General features: G+C 40.4%; 22 protein-coding genes. 21 read left to right on the top strand and 1 reads right to left on the bottom strand.

Going from position 1 to position 15,066, the window contains the following annotated elements; translation table 11 throughout:
• Window positions 1-199: 199 nt before the first annotated feature.
• The 17 genes from ACFBZI_RS11900 to ACFBZI_RS11820 all read left to right on the top strand — a co-directional run bounded on the left by ACFBZI_RS11900 (window position 200) and on the right by ACFBZI_RS11820 (window position 11,375).
• On the top strand, window positions 200-1,174 hold the full coding sequence (locus tag ACFBZI_RS11900) for an adenine-specific methyltransferase EcoRI family protein (protein WP_375716405.1): 975 nt from the start codon (window positions 200-202) through the stop codon (window positions 1,172-1,174).
• Window positions 1,167-1,784, top strand: a complete 618-nt coding sequence (locus tag ACFBZI_RS11895; RefSeq protein WP_375716404.1) for a hypothetical protein — start codon at window positions 1,167-1,169, stop codon at window positions 1,782-1,784. Before ACFBZI_RS11900 ends, ACFBZI_RS11895 begins: the two co-directional genes overlap by 8 nt.
• 231 nt (window positions 1,785-2,015) lie before the next feature.
• Complete coding sequence (locus tag ACFBZI_RS11890) at window positions 2,016-2,525, top strand: hypothetical protein (RefSeq protein WP_375716403.1); 510 nt, start codon at window positions 2,016-2,018, stop codon at window positions 2,523-2,525.
• Between the two features lie 4 nt (window positions 2,526-2,529).
• On the top strand, window positions 2,530-2,931 hold the full coding sequence (locus tag ACFBZI_RS11885) for a hypothetical protein (RefSeq protein WP_375716402.1): 402 nt from the start codon (window positions 2,530-2,532) through the stop codon (window positions 2,929-2,931).
• 12 nt (window positions 2,932-2,943) lie between these two features.
• On the top strand, window positions 2,944-3,198 hold the full coding sequence (locus ACFBZI_RS11880; RefSeq protein WP_375716401.1) for a hypothetical protein: 255 nt from the start codon (window positions 2,944-2,946) through the stop codon (window positions 3,196-3,198).
• Window positions 3,199-3,220: 22 nt separating this feature from the next.
• Window positions 3,221-3,550, top strand: coding sequence for a hypothetical protein (locus tag ACFBZI_RS11875; protein ID WP_375716400.1), 330 nt, complete (start codon window positions 3,221-3,223; stop codon window positions 3,548-3,550).
• A gap of 50 nt (window positions 3,551-3,600) precedes the next feature.
• Window positions 3,601-4,611, top strand: a complete 1,011-nt coding sequence (locus tag ACFBZI_RS11870; protein WP_375716399.1) for a RelA/SpoT domain-containing protein — start codon at window positions 3,601-3,603, stop codon at window positions 4,609-4,611.
• A gap of 16 nt (window positions 4,612-4,627) precedes the next feature.
• Window positions 4,628-5,296 carry a hypothetical protein gene (locus ACFBZI_RS11865; RefSeq protein WP_375716398.1) on the top strand — a complete coding sequence of 223 codons (669 nt, stop codon included), beginning with the start codon at window positions 4,628-4,630 and terminating at the stop codon, window positions 5,294-5,296.
• A gap of 69 nt (window positions 5,297-5,365) precedes the next feature.
• Window positions 5,366-6,355, top strand: coding sequence for an ImmA/IrrE family metallo-endopeptidase (locus ACFBZI_RS11860; RefSeq protein ID WP_375716397.1), 990 nt, complete (start codon window positions 5,366-5,368; stop codon window positions 6,353-6,355).
• The gene (locus tag ACFBZI_RS11855) at window positions 6,355-7,056 is read left to right on the top strand and encodes a hypothetical protein (RefSeq protein WP_375716396.1); all 702 of its coding nucleotides are present in this window, start codon (window positions 6,355-6,357) and stop codon (window positions 7,054-7,056) included. The genes ACFBZI_RS11860 and ACFBZI_RS11855 overlap by 1 nt, the downstream gene beginning before the upstream one ends.
• 223 nt (window positions 7,057-7,279) lie before the next feature.
• Complete coding sequence (locus ACFBZI_RS11850; RefSeq protein WP_375716395.1) at window positions 7,280-7,648, top strand: hypothetical protein; 369 nt, start codon at window positions 7,280-7,282, stop codon at window positions 7,646-7,648.
• 256 nt (window positions 7,649-7,904) lie between these two features.
• Window positions 7,905-8,399, top strand: a complete 495-nt coding sequence (locus ACFBZI_RS11845) for a Panacea domain-containing protein (protein WP_375716394.1) — start codon at window positions 7,905-7,907, stop codon at window positions 8,397-8,399.
• Between the two features lie 22 nt (window positions 8,400-8,421).
• Window positions 8,422-8,901 (top strand): hypothetical protein, encoded by a 480-nt coding sequence (locus tag ACFBZI_RS11840; RefSeq protein ID WP_375716393.1) that lies wholly within the window; start codon window positions 8,422-8,424, stop codon window positions 8,899-8,901.
• A 38-nt stretch (window positions 8,902-8,939) separates the two neighbouring features.
• Window positions 8,940-9,584, top strand: coding sequence for a single-stranded DNA-binding protein (locus ACFBZI_RS11835; protein ID WP_375716392.1), 645 nt, complete (start codon window positions 8,940-8,942; stop codon window positions 9,582-9,584).
• A gap of 85 nt (window positions 9,585-9,669) precedes the next feature.
• Window positions 9,670-9,993 carry a hypothetical protein gene (locus ACFBZI_RS11830; RefSeq protein WP_375716391.1) on the top strand — a complete coding sequence of 108 codons (324 nt, stop codon included), beginning with the start codon at window positions 9,670-9,672 and terminating at the stop codon, window positions 9,991-9,993.
• A gap of 23 nt (window positions 9,994-10,016) precedes the next feature.
• Window positions 10,017-10,670: a DNA methyltransferase gene (locus tag ACFBZI_RS11825; RefSeq protein ID WP_375716390.1), complete on the top strand. Its 654-nt coding sequence runs from the start codon at window positions 10,017-10,019 to the stop codon at window positions 10,668-10,670.
• Complete coding sequence (locus tag ACFBZI_RS11820; protein WP_375716389.1) at window positions 10,671-11,375, top strand: hypothetical protein; 705 nt, start codon at window positions 10,671-10,673, stop codon at window positions 11,373-11,375.
• Between the two features lie 612 nt (window positions 11,376-11,987).
• Here the strand turns inward: ACFBZI_RS11820 and ACFBZI_RS11815 are convergent.
• Complete coding sequence (locus ACFBZI_RS11815) at window positions 11,988-12,686, bottom strand: DNA-methyltransferase (RefSeq protein ID WP_375716388.1); 699 nt, start codon at window positions 12,684-12,686, stop codon at window positions 11,988-11,990.
• A 284-nt stretch (window positions 12,687-12,970) separates the two neighbouring features.
• Between ACFBZI_RS11815 and ACFBZI_RS11810 the strand changes: the two genes are divergently transcribed.
• The 4 genes from ACFBZI_RS11810 (at window position 12,971) to ACFBZI_RS11795 (ending at window position 15,009) form a co-directional block, all read left to right on the top strand.
• Window positions 12,971-13,474, top strand: a complete 504-nt coding sequence (locus ACFBZI_RS11810; RefSeq protein ID WP_375716387.1) for a hypothetical protein — start codon at window positions 12,971-12,973, stop codon at window positions 13,472-13,474.
• Window positions 13,467-14,009 (top strand): hypothetical protein, encoded by a 543-nt coding sequence (locus ACFBZI_RS11805; protein ID WP_375716386.1) that lies wholly within the window; start codon window positions 13,467-13,469, stop codon window positions 14,007-14,009. The genes ACFBZI_RS11810 and ACFBZI_RS11805 overlap by 8 nt, the downstream gene beginning before the upstream one ends.
• Window positions 14,010-14,098: 89 nt before the next feature.
• Window positions 14,099-14,599 (top strand): hypothetical protein, encoded by a 501-nt coding sequence (locus ACFBZI_RS11800; RefSeq protein ID WP_375716385.1) that lies wholly within the window; start codon window positions 14,099-14,101, stop codon window positions 14,597-14,599.
• Between the two features lie 41 nt (window positions 14,600-14,640).
• Window positions 14,641-15,009: a hypothetical protein gene (locus tag ACFBZI_RS11795; protein ID WP_375716384.1), complete on the top strand. Its 369-nt coding sequence runs from the start codon at window positions 14,641-14,643 to the stop codon at window positions 15,007-15,009.
• Window positions 15,010-15,066 lie beyond the last annotated feature (57 nt).

Here is a 15,066-nt window from a genome sequence, read left to right as displayed (position 1 = left end):
GACCAGCGGCAATTGCCAATGGCTACGAACTGTGAAGTAGGAAGAAAGCACCGAATTTATCTTTGGATAGGTTTGGGTAGTTTTTTGGAACAGATTGTGGAATCTGGTTTGCAATCTTGAGATTAGCAATGTTTTACATTTACTTTGAGTAGGTTTAGGTAGGTTTTTTGGAACAACGTGATAAGTGAAAGGTGGTAAAATGGCAACCAATCTAAAACTCAATAAAGCAATTAAAGCTAAAAATGACGAGTTTTATACAAGAAAAATAGATATTGAATCAGAAATACAAGCATATTTGGATTTTGACAGAGAACTTTTCAAAAATAAGTCTGTCCTTTGCCCTTGTGATGACCCTAGTTGGAGTAATTTTACAGCTTATTTCATTAAAAACTTTGAAAAACTAGGCTTGAAAGAACTTGTTAGCACCTGTTATAGCAAAGACGGTAAGGGTAAGATTTTACGGAAAACCAGACATAGCGAAGAACTTGCCTTATTGAATGGTGATGGTGATTTTAATAGTAATGAGCTGATTCAGCTTCGAGATCAGACTGACTACATTATCACAAACCCACCATTCTCATTGTTCCGTAATTTTATGGCTTGGATTTTTGCTGGCAAAACCAAGTTTGCCGTTATCTGTAATAAAAACTGTGTAACTTTTAAAGAAATTTTCCCAAAAATCAAGGAAAATGAAATATGGTCAGGTTTTCGCCCTTGGTCTGGAGGTATGTGGTTTGAAACAGCCAATGAAAGCGATGTTGACAGAGTAGAAAATGGTGTTAATCTGAAAAATGTATCCGCCATTTGGCTCACCAATATCGAACACAACCGAAGATATAAACCGATACCTTTATCGAGTATGAAAGAAAACCTGCTCAAATACCCTAAGTTACAAAATAAGCAGGCTTATATTCAATACGACAATTACAAGGCTATTGAAATCCCTGAAACCAAAGCAATTCCCAGTGACTATAATGGTGTGATGGGTGTGCCTATTAGCTTTTTGGATAAGTTTAACCCCAATCAATTTGAACTTCTTGGGACTACTGAGAGTGAGGGCAAGGGTTTTTCTTACGGGCTTTGGCATAAAGACAGTGGTGTTGCACAAGCCTGTGTTAATAAACAGAGAGTTTATAAGCGAGTTTTTATTAAAACAAAGGAACAAAATGGCTAATAGAAACTTAGAAATTTCCGACATTGTTCAGTTTGAACTCACTCGTGATGATTTGGCTATTTGCATTGAGAATGCCAAAAACATCATGGCAACTATCATTGATAGAAAAGACTTGCATGACCGAGATGACTTGGAACGATTTAATAATTTGTTAATGGGCGAAGTTTCGGAAATGATGGTTCTGAGATGGTTCCATAGCAATGGCAAATATGCTGTTTCGGCAGTAGATAAAAAGTCTGGTCAAGCTGACTTAGGTCATGATTTACAGCTTAGGCACAAAGATGGCCACTATATTTATTGCTCAATTAAATCATCTTTATCAGCACTAAAAGATTTGCAATATATTGTTAATAATTTCAAGCTGGCTACAAAGCGAAGCGAGCTAAAAGAAATCAATATTCAAGTTTACTTTTGGTTGGTTATTCAACCTACTAGCAATGCGATAAACAGAACCACTGTTTTAAGTTTGCGTAATTCGGCAATAATTGGTTGGTTTGGATCGAAAGATTTGAACAGTTTTGAAAGCTATGCAACAGAAAATCGAGAAGTTCCAACAAAACCTTTAAAAGAAGCTCGTAGCATGGAAAGTTTGTTGCCTTTTTTGTCCTAGTTGCACCGAACAACTGGCGAACCGAAGAATATCAAAAAGCTAACGCCCTATCGGTAAAGGCTCAAGGCGATATTTGCTTGTCCTTGCTTTTCTTTTGCTATCCTTTTCTTCATAGATAGCATTCTGCCACATAGGCAGCTTAGAATATGATCACGCGCCATCAATCGCCCTACCACACAGGTAGATTTGTAAAAATGTGATATTGTCGCTCATTTTCAAAAGGAAAACCCTATGCTGAACCAAAGTAAAATCGACAAACATATCGACAACCTAGCCTTTCATCTCGAGCTGGAAGACAGCCAAACAAACTTTGACACCAAAAACCCGTTTGCTGTTGAGCAGTTTTTACAACAGCTCAAAGAAGAGTACGCTTTCGAAGTTCAAAATATCAAGACTATCCGCAACGCCTACAACAAGGTACAAAAGTTGGTGCAAGAGCACCGCAGCCAACCTGACCTGCTTGGCACTGACGAAATAAAAGCTGTCTTTATCAAGCTAAAAGCTCGCAAACTGCACCCTATCGGCGGCTTTGACAAGATGGGGCGATTTTTCTTGAAAGATTGGGAATTGGTGAACGCTCGTCCACCATCTAAAAAATACCCCTATTCGCAAATGACCGCCAGCAGAACTTCGGCGTTTGTCAAAGAAATTGCCAAAAAATACAAACCAAGAACGCAGGAAGACTTGGAAAAACACTTTTTGGTGAATGATGCTGTTTTGACTGCAAAATATAAGGATTAGCATTATGAAAACCACCCGATATTCTGCAGATTTCAAAGATTTCTTGGTTTGGTTTTGTCTTATATCGTTTACTGTACTTTTTATTGGTGGCATGGCTTTTGACGTTTACGCCACAGAAAAAAGTTTTGAGCCACTACCAATTGGCGTAGCGCAAGAAAAAACAACTGCTTTTTACCAAAACAAGAAGCATGCTAGATTTTTGAATGCACAAATTTTGCAAGCAGCCAACCAAGGTGATTTTTCAGTGGAAGTTCAACAAGAACCTTACTCAAGCTGGTGCACGACTCAAGGCGGACTGGCAAAGCAGGTGCAACCTTTGCTCGCTGGCTTTGAAAAAGCAGGCTATCAGGTTGCTTGCGTTGTTGATGGTGAGCAAAAAGTCACTTTAAAGATTAGTTGGAATTAATAGGAATTTGGTATGTCTCAGAAAAGCTTTGCACCCTCTCTGCTACCTCTGTTGGGCGTTTTGTTGGCTACTGCAATTATTCATATTTCATATCGCGATATGCCCGAAAAACTGGCCGCAGAAGTTTGGAAATGTCGTCCTGTTCTCCAACGATATCCTCAAACTGAGCAAGGAAAGAAGTTTCAAGAATCGTTTGTTGAGGCCACAAACGGCTCAAAACAGCAAGCTATTTGTAATGAGCCGAAAGCACATTGTAGTTGGAAGTGATTGTTTTATAAGGATCGACCCGATGAAAGATTTCCACCTTATTATAATTTTGAGCTTGCTTTCCGTTTCGATGGCACTGTGGAATATTGCCGACAAAAAACCAAGCCAAGACGAAGTAGTTGCCGCCAAAGTCCAAGTCATTCAAGCAGCTGAAAATAGCAACTCAAGCGAGGTGCAAGCAGCTGCTAAACAAGCCAAAATGGAATTGCAGAAAATCCAGCAAGAAAAGCAATACAAGCAGGAAAATAAAAATAAAGACATTAAGGTTGGCTTTTTTGTTTTTGGTGCGTTGGTGCTGGTTTTGGTGCCATTGATTCACAGTTGGCATACTGGCAGACAGCGACGCTTTTAAAGATTATTTGGAATTAGCAGGAAAAATTTGATTTGCCACAGTGACCCAAAATGAAACCAAGTAAAAAACAAGTCAAAAAAGCAGGCGAGACATTGGCAGCTGATCCGAAAGACAGCACCGCAATGGAAGTGCTATCGCAGTGGCGCAGCTTGCACGCCTACCCAATTAATGCTTTTCAGCCACTGATTCGCAAGCACATCAGCAAACTTGGCTTGAAAGAAACGACTGTTGCCCAACGCCTCAAACGCACGCCATCAATCATTAAAAAAATCCAACGATTTGATGGCATGAACTTGGCAAGAATGCAAGACATTGGCGGGCTTCGGGTCATCGTTAAAACCATAGATGATGTTTATCGACTGCACAACAGTCTAATATCTGGCAAACATCAGCACAAGCCACTTTTGCCACCAAAAGATTACATTAAGCAGCCCAAAGCCGATGGCTACCGTAGTTTGCACCAAGTTTTCAAATACAGTGCCACCACGCACAGTGAGTCAGACGAGCTAAATATTGAACTGCAAATTCGCACGCAGTTGCAGCACTATTGGGCTACTGCCGTGGAAATCTTAGGTTTAATTGAAAATGCATCAATCAAAACTGGCGGTGGCAGTGATGAACATAAACGCTTTTTTAAGCTTGCCAGCGTGCTGTTTGCTAAGCAAGAATGCACCGTCATTGACGATGATTTTACCGATGTGCCAACCGAAACCATCATTCAAGAAATTAAAACAATAGAACAAAAATTGCAAGTTTTTCAAAAGCTGCAAAGTTGGGTTGTTTCTTCTAAGCACATCACCAGCACCAAAACCACTGGCGAGAACTATTATTTAATGCAGCTCGACACTGTCAATAAAACCCTAAGCTTGACGCCATTTAGCAAGATGCAAGCTGATCAAGCCGAAAACATCTACAAGCTGTTGGAAATTCAAAACGTTGATCGGCCACATATTGAATTGGTTTTGATTTCAACCAAAGACCTTAAGGAAATCAAAAAAGCTTACCCAAACTATTTCTTGGATAGCCATAAATTTATTAAACATTTAAAGCAACTTTTGTAAATTAAGTGAATTAATCATGACATTAGAAGTTTTTAGCACCTATAAAAACGGCTTTAGCTTTTGTTGCAATGCCGAAAGCCTAGCCATCAAAGAACCATTACCGCTGGTTGTTAGTGATGATACAGGCGATCTTTGCACGGTTTATTTGGACCTAAAAAACAGCAAATATCTGCGGTGGGCAGAAGTTTTTTCAGAAACCTTTGCCGAAGATGAAAAATTTCGCCAAAGAATTATCAAGCGCTGTAACAAAAGCAAAGTGGTGCATACCAAAATCTACCTACCCGCCACCGATGATGAAAAATACGAAAGGGCCTGCAAGCTAGAAGAAGACATTGAGCGGCTGATTGATCTTGGTGATAATGCCAGATTTTCAGATTATGCCAATCTAAGATCGGGTCATGATGAGTTTTCTAAAATGAAAACTGTGGAAGAATTGGAATGGCATATCGACAGCCTGCCCTGCTTTGTTTCTTTGCTCAAAGATGAATTTGAAGACGAAAAAGACATTGTCAAGGTTTTGCGTTGGTTGGCTCGTGGTCTGCCCGAAGATATGGCAATTTCCAAAGTAAGAATTGATAACATGGCCGCTGATTATGCCAGAAATCGCTATAAAGAGCTGGAAGAATCTCGCAAGAATAAGCCAGTAGAAAGCCATGATCCTAATGATTGGGCTTTGCCTTGGTGAGTTTGGTAAGTCGGCACTTGCCATATCAAATATGCTATAATGGTAAAAACAACCTAAACAGGAGTTTTTATGCCAAAAAATAACATGCAACTTATTTACAAAAAACTCATCGCTTTAGGTTTTAGCAAAAACCAAATCAAAAAACAGCTACCAGACTGGTGGTGCGATGAGATTGCCACCACGCCTGCTGGTTTGCAACAAGCCGAGCTAATTACTGCTCGCACTTTTGGCTTGGAATTTTCAAGTTTGCACGACAGTCTTCAAGATGACAGTTTGCCCAAGTTTCGCGTAAGCCAGCACCAATTCAAGCACAGCAAAAACTTGCAAAAAGACAGGTTACAACCTGCTGTCGCAACAGCGATGTTTGCAGCTGATATTACCTTATCGGCTTTTGACCAACCTGTCGGCAATCTACCTAAAACAGCCATGCAAGTTCGACAAACAGTATTGACAAACCATCAATGGGTGGATTTTTATGCCTTGGCGGATTTTTGTTGGTCTGTTGGTATTCCTGTTATTCATCTGGCAAATCTGCCAACGCCCAAGATGGACGGCTTGGCGTTTATTAAGCAAAATCGCCCTGTCATCGTGCTAACCAAAAAGAACAAGCATGGTGCATTGGTTTTTGACTTGGCACATGAGCTTGGTCACATCTTGCTTGGCCATGTTCAAGAAAAACAAATCATTTTAGATAAAAAGATTGATAAAACTGATGACAGCGACTTGGAACAGCAAGCTGATGCTTTCGCTTTAGAATTGCTGACAGGCGATCCAAAGGCACAATTTGCCACCAGTAAATCCTACTCACCACAAGGTTTGGCGCAAGCAATGATTGCCAAAGGCCTAGAAATGCAAATTGATCCTTTGCATATGGTGCTTAACTATGCCTACGTCAATCAAAAATTTGCTTTGGCACAAACTGCTCTAAAAATTATGACCAAAAAATTGGTCAATCAACAAACAGACCAGCAGATCGCTCAATCGTTATATCTGCATTACGTGGATATGCAAAGCATTGACGATGACGAAATTGTTAAATATTTGATCGGCGTTGAATAATGATATTGATTTGTGACAACGATATTGTGATCAAATTGGTTGGCTGCGAACTGTTTGATCATATGCTGATGATGCTATCTGCCACAAGAAAAGACATTTTGATTACGCCAACAGCTCGGTTTTCAATCCAAAAATATGCCAAAAAACAAATCACCAATGAAACAGTGCGTGATTCGTTGGTTGCTTTGGTTAATGGCCTTGCCACCGTGTCAGACCAAGACCACCAACAGCTTGCTCACCTATCCAGTTTTGATGGCTTAGATGGTGGCGAAAACCAGTTGATTTTAGCAGCTGTCAATATGCCACATTCTACTTTCTTAACAGGTGATAAGCGCTGTCTTTCTGCTTTGGTTGATAATAGCGATGACAAGCAGATTAGCACTATCACCAAACAACTGGCAAATCGCATTTACTGTTTTGAACATATCTTATTGCAGCTGATTGATTGTTTTGGCTTTGATGTGGTGAAGAACAAGGTTTTGAACAGGTGCGTCAAAGATGGCATGCTGGATATTGTTTTTCGTGTTGGTAAGACCGAGAACGATGTCAAAGATGGTTTGTGGTCTTTTGGCCAGTTATCCAAGTTTTCACCACTATTGGCACAGCCAAACAAGCCAGCCAAAGCACACGCAGTCTTAACGACATTGATGGCAAACTACTCACAAGAACAACTGCAAGCACTGGCTGATATTGAAATTTAATGGCTTACCACAACAAATGCAACTTGCCATTGAAACTTTTGCCATATATTGTAAAAGTTTAAAGTATGGTTGAAACTTTTTCTCGGCTGCAAACAAGCTTATGGCGCAGCGACAGCAAAACATGGGCTAACGCCCTGCCAGTAAGGGCTTAAGGTGACGTTTTGCGTCTGCTTCGCTTTTTTACACTATCCTATTCCTACCACTACCAATCGGAGGAATAGATATGAACCTAACCAACATTCAAATAGATGAAACTGGCATCGTCTGCTACCACAATGGCGATAAGCTGTTTTTGGAACTACCAGATATGCCAAACAGCCAGCATTTCATCAACCACGAACCACTAAAAGATGTCACCTATATCAAGCAACTGCAAGCACAGCTTGATGAGTATTTTGGCAACGGTGATAAAGTGCTGGCTCGCTTGTGCTATGCTGGTGGTAAAACCTACCACAGCTACGAAGAAAGTAACGGCATTTTTACCACCGACAATGGCGATACTTTCATTGAGGGCTCTGCCAGCGATTACTACAATGTGCTTTACTTCCAGCCATTTGATAACATTGATGAGCTTGACGAGAAGTCAATGTAAATCTAAGTAAAGATGGTTGCCAGCTCACCTGCTTTTTCATACAATATCTACATCAAAGATTAAATATCTTTGTAGGAATTGTTTAATAACAAGCAGGAGCAAAAAAAATGAAATTAGCCATCAAAATCGCACTGGCAATCATCACAGTTGTCATCGAACATTACCTTGATGAATAGGTAAAAATGGTAAATTCTGCCCATATTGGCAAAGATGTGGGCAGAAAATTAAAAAAAATCACCCACATTGGAAGCAAAAAATGCCAAAAGTTTACCAAGCAATGGACGTCGCCAATTACATCGTGGTCAAAGCCGCCGAGCGACACAATCCAGTTACCAGCCTAACACTACAAAAATTGCTCTACTATGTTGTAGCAAAATATGTCAAACTGTTCAATGCCAAGTTGATTGATGAAGATATTGTCAAATGGCAATATGGACCTGTGGTCAAATCGGTTTATGGTTACTTTAAAATCTACTGGGAGCCAATCAGTGAACCTGTGGCTTACTTAACATCAAGAGGCATCGGCAATATCCGATTTGCTGATGTTGATGATATTGTCTTTCAAATGAGACAAGATGCTAAGCTTACCAAGGTGGTAAAACAAGTCCTTGATGAATTAGGTTCGTTTTCTAATAATGAGCTATCTAAACGGACGCAACAAGAAGCTGCGTGGGCAGATAACGAGTTTTTGATTTTGTATGGCCCTGAACAAAGCTATTCAATATCAGAACTGCGAGCCGCTAACATATAGCTTGTGGTAAAGCCGGGCATGTATGGCTAACGCCCTATTCATAAAGGCTTCGGACAATATTTTGTTTCTTGTCCCTTCTTATGCCTATAATAAACCCATCAAATCAATCAACAAGGAATTGACTATGCTACCTACATATTCAGCAATCGAATTAAATTTTTGGCTGAGCGAAGATTGCACACAAGCCATTACAGTGCCAAAATGCCAAATGCTCTACAAAGCCGACAATCGATTTTTGATGTTGGTGACAAATCAGATCTTTGCTGATGGCGAAAAATGGTATAATAATGCTTTTGCAGATGTCATTGAAAAATACGATGCAGGCGAGCCGCTTTTTATTGATGTTGCACCATTTTTTGATAATGCTGATTTGCGAGCAATCGAACAAATCAGTTTTGTTCCAGCAGTTGATTGTGGCTTGTACATTGAACCGTACCGCGCCAACCCAAATGATATTTATGATATGATTTTTGTAGAAATTGAATTTTCAAGTAAATCATAACCTAACGAACCAACCTTTACCTATGGAGAATTAATGAGATGATAAACCGTGTAACCCTTGTAGGCAACCTAGGTGCCGATCCTGATGTTCGTGCAACCCCAAATGGCGGTAAAATCGTCGCCCTATCACTGGCCACTTCTGAACACTGGCGTGACAGTAAAAGCGGTGAATGGCGTGAGCGTACCGAATGGCATCGTGTCAAAGTGTTTGGCAAGCAAGCGGATATTGCCGAGCAAACGCTGGTCAAAGGCTCTATGGTTTATGTCGAGGGTAGTTTGCACCAAAACACCTACACCGACAAAAATGGTATTGAACGCCAATCTTGGGAAGTGCAAGCTGGCATGATTAAGCTGATTGGCGGCAATCGTCGCGAGCAAAACAATGGTTACAAACGTAATCCAAATGCTCAATACCAAGGTCAGCCACAACAGCAATATCAAGGCCAACAATATGGCAACCGTGGTCAAGCACCACAGCAACAGTACCAAAGACAAGGTGGCTATCAAGGACAACCACAGCAGTACCAAAATCAGCAATACGGCCAACAGTTTTCCCAGCCAAGCCAGTTCCAGCAAGGACAGAATTTTGGCGGTCAGCAGGCGCGCCAGCCACAGCAAAAGCCACAACCACAACCGATTAACGCTCAACAAGCAGGCATTGGCAAAGAAGAAATTCCATTTTGATTACATTTTTTCCTAGGGAAAATTTGGTAAAAATCGCATTTTTTCTAAGGAATGCGATTTTCTTAACTGACAATAGGATTGAACCATGACTACTCAAAACTTACTTGCAAAAATGCAGCACCTTGAAACCGAACAACCAAGCATTACTCGACTGTTCAACAATGCCGAGCTTGGCCAACTGTTAGCACAAGTGCAAGCTGCCGCCATTGCTGATAACGACCAAGCAGTTGATGATGAAACTGCCAATGAAAACCTGTCTCACTTTCTTGATCGCTTGCTAAGCATTGAAACAGTTCGCAAGCAGCTGTTGGAAAAATTGGATATTGTCGAAGTTGATTACTACGAATCGCTGGAAGATCTGGCTAAAGCTCAAGGCTTGGGCAAGCTTAAATATGAACATGAGCAGTGATTAGCAGGCTGGTTGGAACAAATATGGAAAACTTTCTAAACAAGAAAAACAAAATGAATGGCTTGGATTTGCTCAAGCAACTGCCAAGCGAAAGCATTAAAATTGCTTTTTTTGACCCACAATATCGTGGCGTGCTAGACAAACTGTCTTACGGTAACGAGGGCGTGTCTCGTGGTAAAGAACGCTCTGCTCTACCACAAATGGACGAACAAACCATTCGTGATTTTATCATTGGCATTGAAAAAGCCCTTAAACCAAATGGCTACCTATTTCTATGGGTGGACAAATTTCATTTGGTTGAGGGGGTCAAAGGCTGGTTTACACAAACGCCAAGCTTATCAGTGGTTGATATGATCACTTGGGACAAAATGAAGATTGGCATGGGGTATCGTAGCCGACGTCGCAGTGAATACCTTGTTGTCGTTCAAAAACACCCTAAAAAAGCCAAAACCACTTGGGTACTGCACAATATCCCTGATGTTTGGGCGGAAAAAATTGGCAAAAAGAACCACACGCATTCAAAACCTGTTGGATTACAAAAACAATTGATTTTGGCGACGACAGTAGATGGCGATATTGTTCTTGATCCTGCTTCGGGTGGGTGGTCTGTTTTTGAAGCGTGCCAGCAAGTAGGGCGTGATTTTGTTGGTGCAGACTTGGTTCATGGAGAAGATTGAATGAGCAAAATTTCAGCAGCCAAAGGCCGCAAAGATGGTAACTCTGGCTATGTTCGCGTGATTGGTAATGTCAAGCTAGGACAGTTGTTGTCTCGTGTGCAAGCGACAGTGATTTCCAATGGCAGCGAGCTTGAGCGCATGATTGCCGATCGGTCCCAAGTGATTGAGGATTTGGACCTGTTCATAGACGATACAACAGCAAATAAAGTGCCAAGCGGTGCTTATTTGTGCTTGAAAAAGACCTTGAAAAAGTCTCGCTATGCTCAATTGGTCAAAAAGATAGAACCTGATATGTTGATTTTTGTGGTTGAGCAGAATAGAATTTGTAAAATCATTGAATTGAAAGATGGCGATGCGTTCGACACCAAAAAGTCAGCAGCTGAACGAAAAAATCTTGAAACCTTTGCCACTGTGTTTGGCGCAAAAATTCCTTTTGTCACAGATTTCTTTATTTGCAGCTTCAATCAAGAATCTAAAGAAAAGATTTTTGAGGGCTTTAAAGGTTGTTTTGACCTCGATCATATTCTGACTGGCAGTGAATTATGTGCTATTTTAAACATTGATTATAATGAAATCAAAAATATTCGCACCGCTGATGCTAAAGAAAATTTTTCTTACTTTATTGATGAGTTGTTGGCAATTCCTGAGGCGAAAGAACAAATTGAGCGAAAATTACAAGGAACAGATAAACAGCCAAATTTGTAATTTCACCACAAAACAAAAAGCCTCAGTTTTACGCTGAGGCTTTTTGCTAAGGAAAACTCTCTGTGAATACATCTACAAAGTCGTTGTGCTGGTTATTCTAGCACAACCAAAACTTTTGTCAAGCAAAAATTGAAAATATTTTTCAAACATATATCAAACAAACCGACTGTACGGTTTTTATCAAAATTGCAGGCTAAAAGTGGCAAATTCATTGGATTGGCTGACTTTCGCTACCATGCTTTGACAATTGTCAATAACAAGACTTATCGAGTTTTTGAGCAAAAAGTCCTGTTTGTGGGCAGGATTTTAATATTTTGGTTAGTGGTTTGAGCTTGACTTTTTACGACTTAATGGCATAATAAAAAGCGACTGGTACTCGCCTTAGGTGGTTATTATTACCAAACCTGTTGGCTTAATAGTAGCAAAGTGATGAAAATGTAGGTTGTTTTGAAGTCACCTTGATGACATAACCACAGCGTGGTGGAATCCATGCTGTGGTTTTTATTTGCCAAAATTTTAAATGCTTTTTTTTGGCAAATCCTCAGCAATCGCAAAAAAACGATCTCGGTGGTGCTAAATATCCACCGCCTAAAGTTGGTTGTTGATAAATATTCATAAATCAAGCCGCTGTTTAGCAACCTGAAACCATGTTTTATCTTGCTCGATGCCAATAAACTGTCTGCCCAATCGGTGGCAAGCCACACCTGTACTGCCAACGCCCATGAATGGGTCTAAAATCAACTCATTTTCGTTTGTGTGAATTTGTATAATTTCACTCATGAGAGCGACTGGTTTTTGAGTTGGGTGCTTGGTGCGTTCCTTGCCAAGCAAAGTTGGTGTTTGAAAAAATCCACGCTGATAAGGTTTGTCAGTAGGTTTGTTAAAAATCCATTTGCTAGTTTTGCTTTTGACTGCCCAAATCATAAATTCCATATCCTGCACATACCTACGGTGGATATTTCGAGGCATGGGGTTTTGTTTTTGCCAAATCATCACATCTTTGACCACTCCACCCAATTGTTCAATTTTTTGGGTGATTTGGGATATAAAGCGATAAGAACAAAAGATAACCAAAGAGCCATTTTTGTGTAGAAGTGGAAAGGCAAAATCCAGCCATCTTGCAACATCAAAATCTTTGTCCCACTCGCCAAAATCCACACCTGCTCGAGGATTATTCATACTATGAAAATTATTTTCACTGGAAATATTATAAGGCGGATCAGTGATGATGTGATTAACCACAATGTTTTGTTGTTGCAAGCCTTGCATGGTTTCAATGCAATTATTATTGAATATTTTAAAATCGCACATTTGTCAATTCCTGAATTTCAGCAAGTAGCCACTAAATGAGCAGCTAATTACTACTGTTTCATTAACTTGATATTTTACTATAACTAAAATATAATGTGCAATAAAAATTAAATAACTGCATTCAAAACCAGTAAGATTGTTTTGGTGGCGCGCCTGCAAGGTGCGGTAGAAGATTAGTAAGGCTAACGCCCTATCATAAGGAACATGGGTAATGCTTGTTTGCGTCTTTCTCTCTCCGCTTTATAATGTTCCCATCAACTTAACCAACCAACAGGAATTTAAAAATGGCAATATTTAGAGTGGGCGATAAGGTGTATGCACCGTCTTGTTCCAATAAAGTCTATGTTTTGACAGAAACAAACGGCAGAAAATATTCGTTACGTGCATGCCGCAGCGACGCTGGGACTGATGCTGGTTGCAGAGCGTTCTCTCACGGCAATATGCCAAAGCTTTTTCACGCAACAGATGAAAATTGCGAGTTGCTCAGTAAACTGTACGGCATAGAATTTGAAAAACCAGGACCAAGTCCATTAACCAGTTTTGAGATTGTCAGGCACTTATTAATAACAGGCAAACAAAAATTTGTACCCTGTTATGTAAGTGACAGCGAAGAAAACCCAACCAATGCCACAGCAAACACCGACACCGTTTGCATCATGCACTGTGATAGAGATAGCGACGACGAACCTGTCTTTTTCTCGTTTCTTGGTGGCTGGAATTACGCCACGCCGTTTGATGTGGTAACTGGTGAACCGATTACTAAGATTGATGGTGATGATAATGCTTGAAGAAATTACAGCAATCTGGCATCGTAAACAGCTGTTGGTGCCGACAGTGACTGATGAAATCATTAAAATCAATGAGCAAATCGCACATAAGAAAAAGCTTTTAGATGTAATGTGCTTCGTCTCTTGTTCTAGGGCGGAGAAGATAGGCAACCGCAGTGGCGCCTATCTTTTGGGCGGATTGTTTATCTTTTTTTTCAGCTTGGTTGCAGCAGGAGAACTGGAGAAAGCGTGGCCGAACCCTCCCAAAGAATTTATTTTGGTTTGGTTAGGTTTTGTTATTTTAGTTTTTGGCTTTGGCTGGTGGTTGAGTGATCGATGCGAAAAAGCAATGAAAAGATCTCCATTGCCTGACAAAGTTGTCCTGCCATTGCTTGACATTGCACCGCAATATAGCGACCACCCACTGATTAAAAAGCTGAAAACTGAGCAAATTAGTTATAATGAATTACGCTCTGCCATAGATTCTATCGAAAGTGAAATTGATGCTTTGGAATATGACTTGATTGCTTTAAAAAAGCAAGCGATTGGTGAATAAAAAGGTGAAGCTATGAGAGTTTTTGTTAGAACATTGTCCGACAAAACAGAACAGCAAGGCTAACGCCCTATCGATAAGGATTTAAGGTAATGGTTGGTTGTGCTGTTTCTCTCCTTGTCTATAATAACCCCATCAACCAAACAACACAGGAAACCATCATGCAACGCCAAACCTTACCAGTCTTATCACTCATCGGCTTTGCTGGACGAGTTGCCAACGCCACCACTAAGGCTCACAATAACCCCGATTTTAGCAGCGACAGCACCGCCAAGCTGTGCATTAACGCTGTTTACAAGCTATATCATGAGCAAATCGAGCTACTAAACAGCCATGCCGATGATAGCAAGCTGGTTGCCAGTAAGATGGTTCAGCATTACAAAAACTTTGCTGGTGGTGAAATGTCCGAATGGCTTGGCGATTATTCTTACATCACCACCGAAATGCGTCATTTTTGGTTTGATGAGTTGCCAACCCAAATCCGCCAACAAATCGACAATGCAGGCGAGTTTGGCTATGCTTTGATTACCGTCATGGACGAATTGTTTTTTGATATGGGATATTTTCAAGGCATGCAAAACAAGCCAGCATAAACCAATATTTAACTTATCACAGTAACCAAAAGGAAAAACCAATGCCTAACATTTTTGAACTTAAAAGCGAATTTCTTGGCAAAATCGGCACTATTGAAACTACCAACCAAACCATATTCAGCGAAGTTAGTGAAATCTATAGTTCATGGTTAAAGTTTGAGCAACTGAAGAACGCCAGTGAACAACAGAAAATAGCTTTTGCTGAAGCATTGTATGGCGTGATTTCTCATGCTTATTACAGCTACGAATATGAAGATATGGATATTATGGGTTTGTTGATGACCGATATAGCCTTTGATAACACGATACCAGCCGATACGCCGCTTTATGAAATTGATTGGGATGTCCATTGCAACTTTGCCCACGACCAAACCAATTTCCAAAAACAGCTTAGAAAAATCTTTGCTTGATGTTGTTGGTTGATAAGCCTTGCCGATTGGTGGGGCTTTTTAATGCCACGCCTGCAG

It is taken from the genome of Moraxella marmotae (genome assembly GCF_042219885.1).
In the GTDB taxonomy this organism is placed as follows: domain Bacteria; phylum Pseudomonadota; class Gammaproteobacteria; order Pseudomonadales; family Moraxellaceae; genus Moraxella; species Moraxella marmotae.
Note: the sequence above shows the minus strand (reverse complement) of the source record. Positions and strands in the feature narration are given on the sequence as shown.

What these genes read in the sequence shown, in the direction of transcription:
- ACFBZI_RS11900 (WP_375716405.1), top strand. Translation starts at nt 200, where the DNA reads ATGGCAACCAATCTAAAACTCAATAAAGCAATTAAAGCTAAAAATGAC.
- ACFBZI_RS11895 (WP_375716404.1), top strand. Translation starts at nt 1,167, where the DNA reads ATGGCTAATAGAAACTTAGAAATTTCCGACATTGTTCAGTTTGAACTC.
- ACFBZI_RS11890 (WP_375716403.1), top strand. Translation starts at nt 2,016, where the DNA reads ATGCTGAACCAAAGTAAAATCGACAAACATATCGACAACCTAGCCTTT.
- ACFBZI_RS11885 (WP_375716402.1), top strand. Translation starts at nt 2,530, where the DNA reads ATGAAAACCACCCGATATTCTGCAGATTTCAAAGATTTCTTGGTTTGG.
- ACFBZI_RS11880 (WP_375716401.1), top strand. Translation starts at nt 2,944, where the DNA reads ATGTCTCAGAAAAGCTTTGCACCCTCTCTGCTACCTCTGTTGGGCGTT.
- ACFBZI_RS11875 (WP_375716400.1), top strand. Translation starts at nt 3,221, where the DNA reads ATGAAAGATTTCCACCTTATTATAATTTTGAGCTTGCTTTCCGTTTCG.
- ACFBZI_RS11870 (WP_375716399.1), top strand. Translation starts at nt 3,601, where the DNA reads ATGAAACCAAGTAAAAAACAAGTCAAAAAAGCAGGCGAGACATTGGCA.
- ACFBZI_RS11865 (WP_375716398.1), top strand. Translation starts at nt 4,628, where the DNA reads ATGACATTAGAAGTTTTTAGCACCTATAAAAACGGCTTTAGCTTTTGT.
- ACFBZI_RS11860 (WP_375716397.1), top strand. Translation starts at nt 5,366, where the DNA reads ATGCCAAAAAATAACATGCAACTTATTTACAAAAAACTCATCGCTTTA.
- ACFBZI_RS11855 (WP_375716396.1), top strand. Translation starts at nt 6,355, where the DNA reads ATGATATTGATTTGTGACAACGATATTGTGATCAAATTGGTTGGCTGC.
- ACFBZI_RS11850 (WP_375716395.1), top strand. Translation starts at nt 7,280, where the DNA reads ATGAACCTAACCAACATTCAAATAGATGAAACTGGCATCGTCTGCTAC.
- ACFBZI_RS11845 (WP_375716394.1), top strand. Translation starts at nt 7,905, where the DNA reads ATGCCAAAAGTTTACCAAGCAATGGACGTCGCCAATTACATCGTGGTC.
- ACFBZI_RS11840 (WP_375716393.1), top strand. Translation starts at nt 8,422, where the DNA reads ATGGCTAACGCCCTATTCATAAAGGCTTCGGACAATATTTTGTTTCTT.
- ACFBZI_RS11835 (WP_375716392.1), top strand. Translation starts at nt 8,940, where the DNA reads ATGATAAACCGTGTAACCCTTGTAGGCAACCTAGGTGCCGATCCTGAT.
- ACFBZI_RS11830 (WP_375716391.1), top strand. Translation starts at nt 9,670, where the DNA reads ATGACTACTCAAAACTTACTTGCAAAAATGCAGCACCTTGAAACCGAA.
- ACFBZI_RS11825 (WP_375716390.1), top strand. Translation starts at nt 10,017, where the DNA reads ATGGAAAACTTTCTAAACAAGAAAAACAAAATGAATGGCTTGGATTTG.
- ACFBZI_RS11820 (WP_375716389.1), top strand. Translation starts at nt 10,671, where the DNA reads ATGAGCAAAATTTCAGCAGCCAAAGGCCGCAAAGATGGTAACTCTGGC.
- ACFBZI_RS11815 (WP_375716388.1), bottom strand. Translation starts at nt 12,686, where the DNA reads ATGTGCGATTTTAAAATATTCAATAATAATTGCATTGAAACCATGCAA.
- ACFBZI_RS11810 (WP_375716387.1), top strand. Translation starts at nt 12,971, where the DNA reads ATGGCAATATTTAGAGTGGGCGATAAGGTGTATGCACCGTCTTGTTCC.
- ACFBZI_RS11805 (WP_375716386.1), top strand. Translation starts at nt 13,467, where the DNA reads ATGCTTGAAGAAATTACAGCAATCTGGCATCGTAAACAGCTGTTGGTG.
- ACFBZI_RS11800 (WP_375716385.1), top strand. Translation starts at nt 14,099, where the DNA reads ATGGTTGGTTGTGCTGTTTCTCTCCTTGTCTATAATAACCCCATCAAC.
- ACFBZI_RS11795 (WP_375716384.1), top strand. Translation starts at nt 14,641, where the DNA reads ATGCCTAACATTTTTGAACTTAAAAGCGAATTTCTTGGCAAAATCGGC.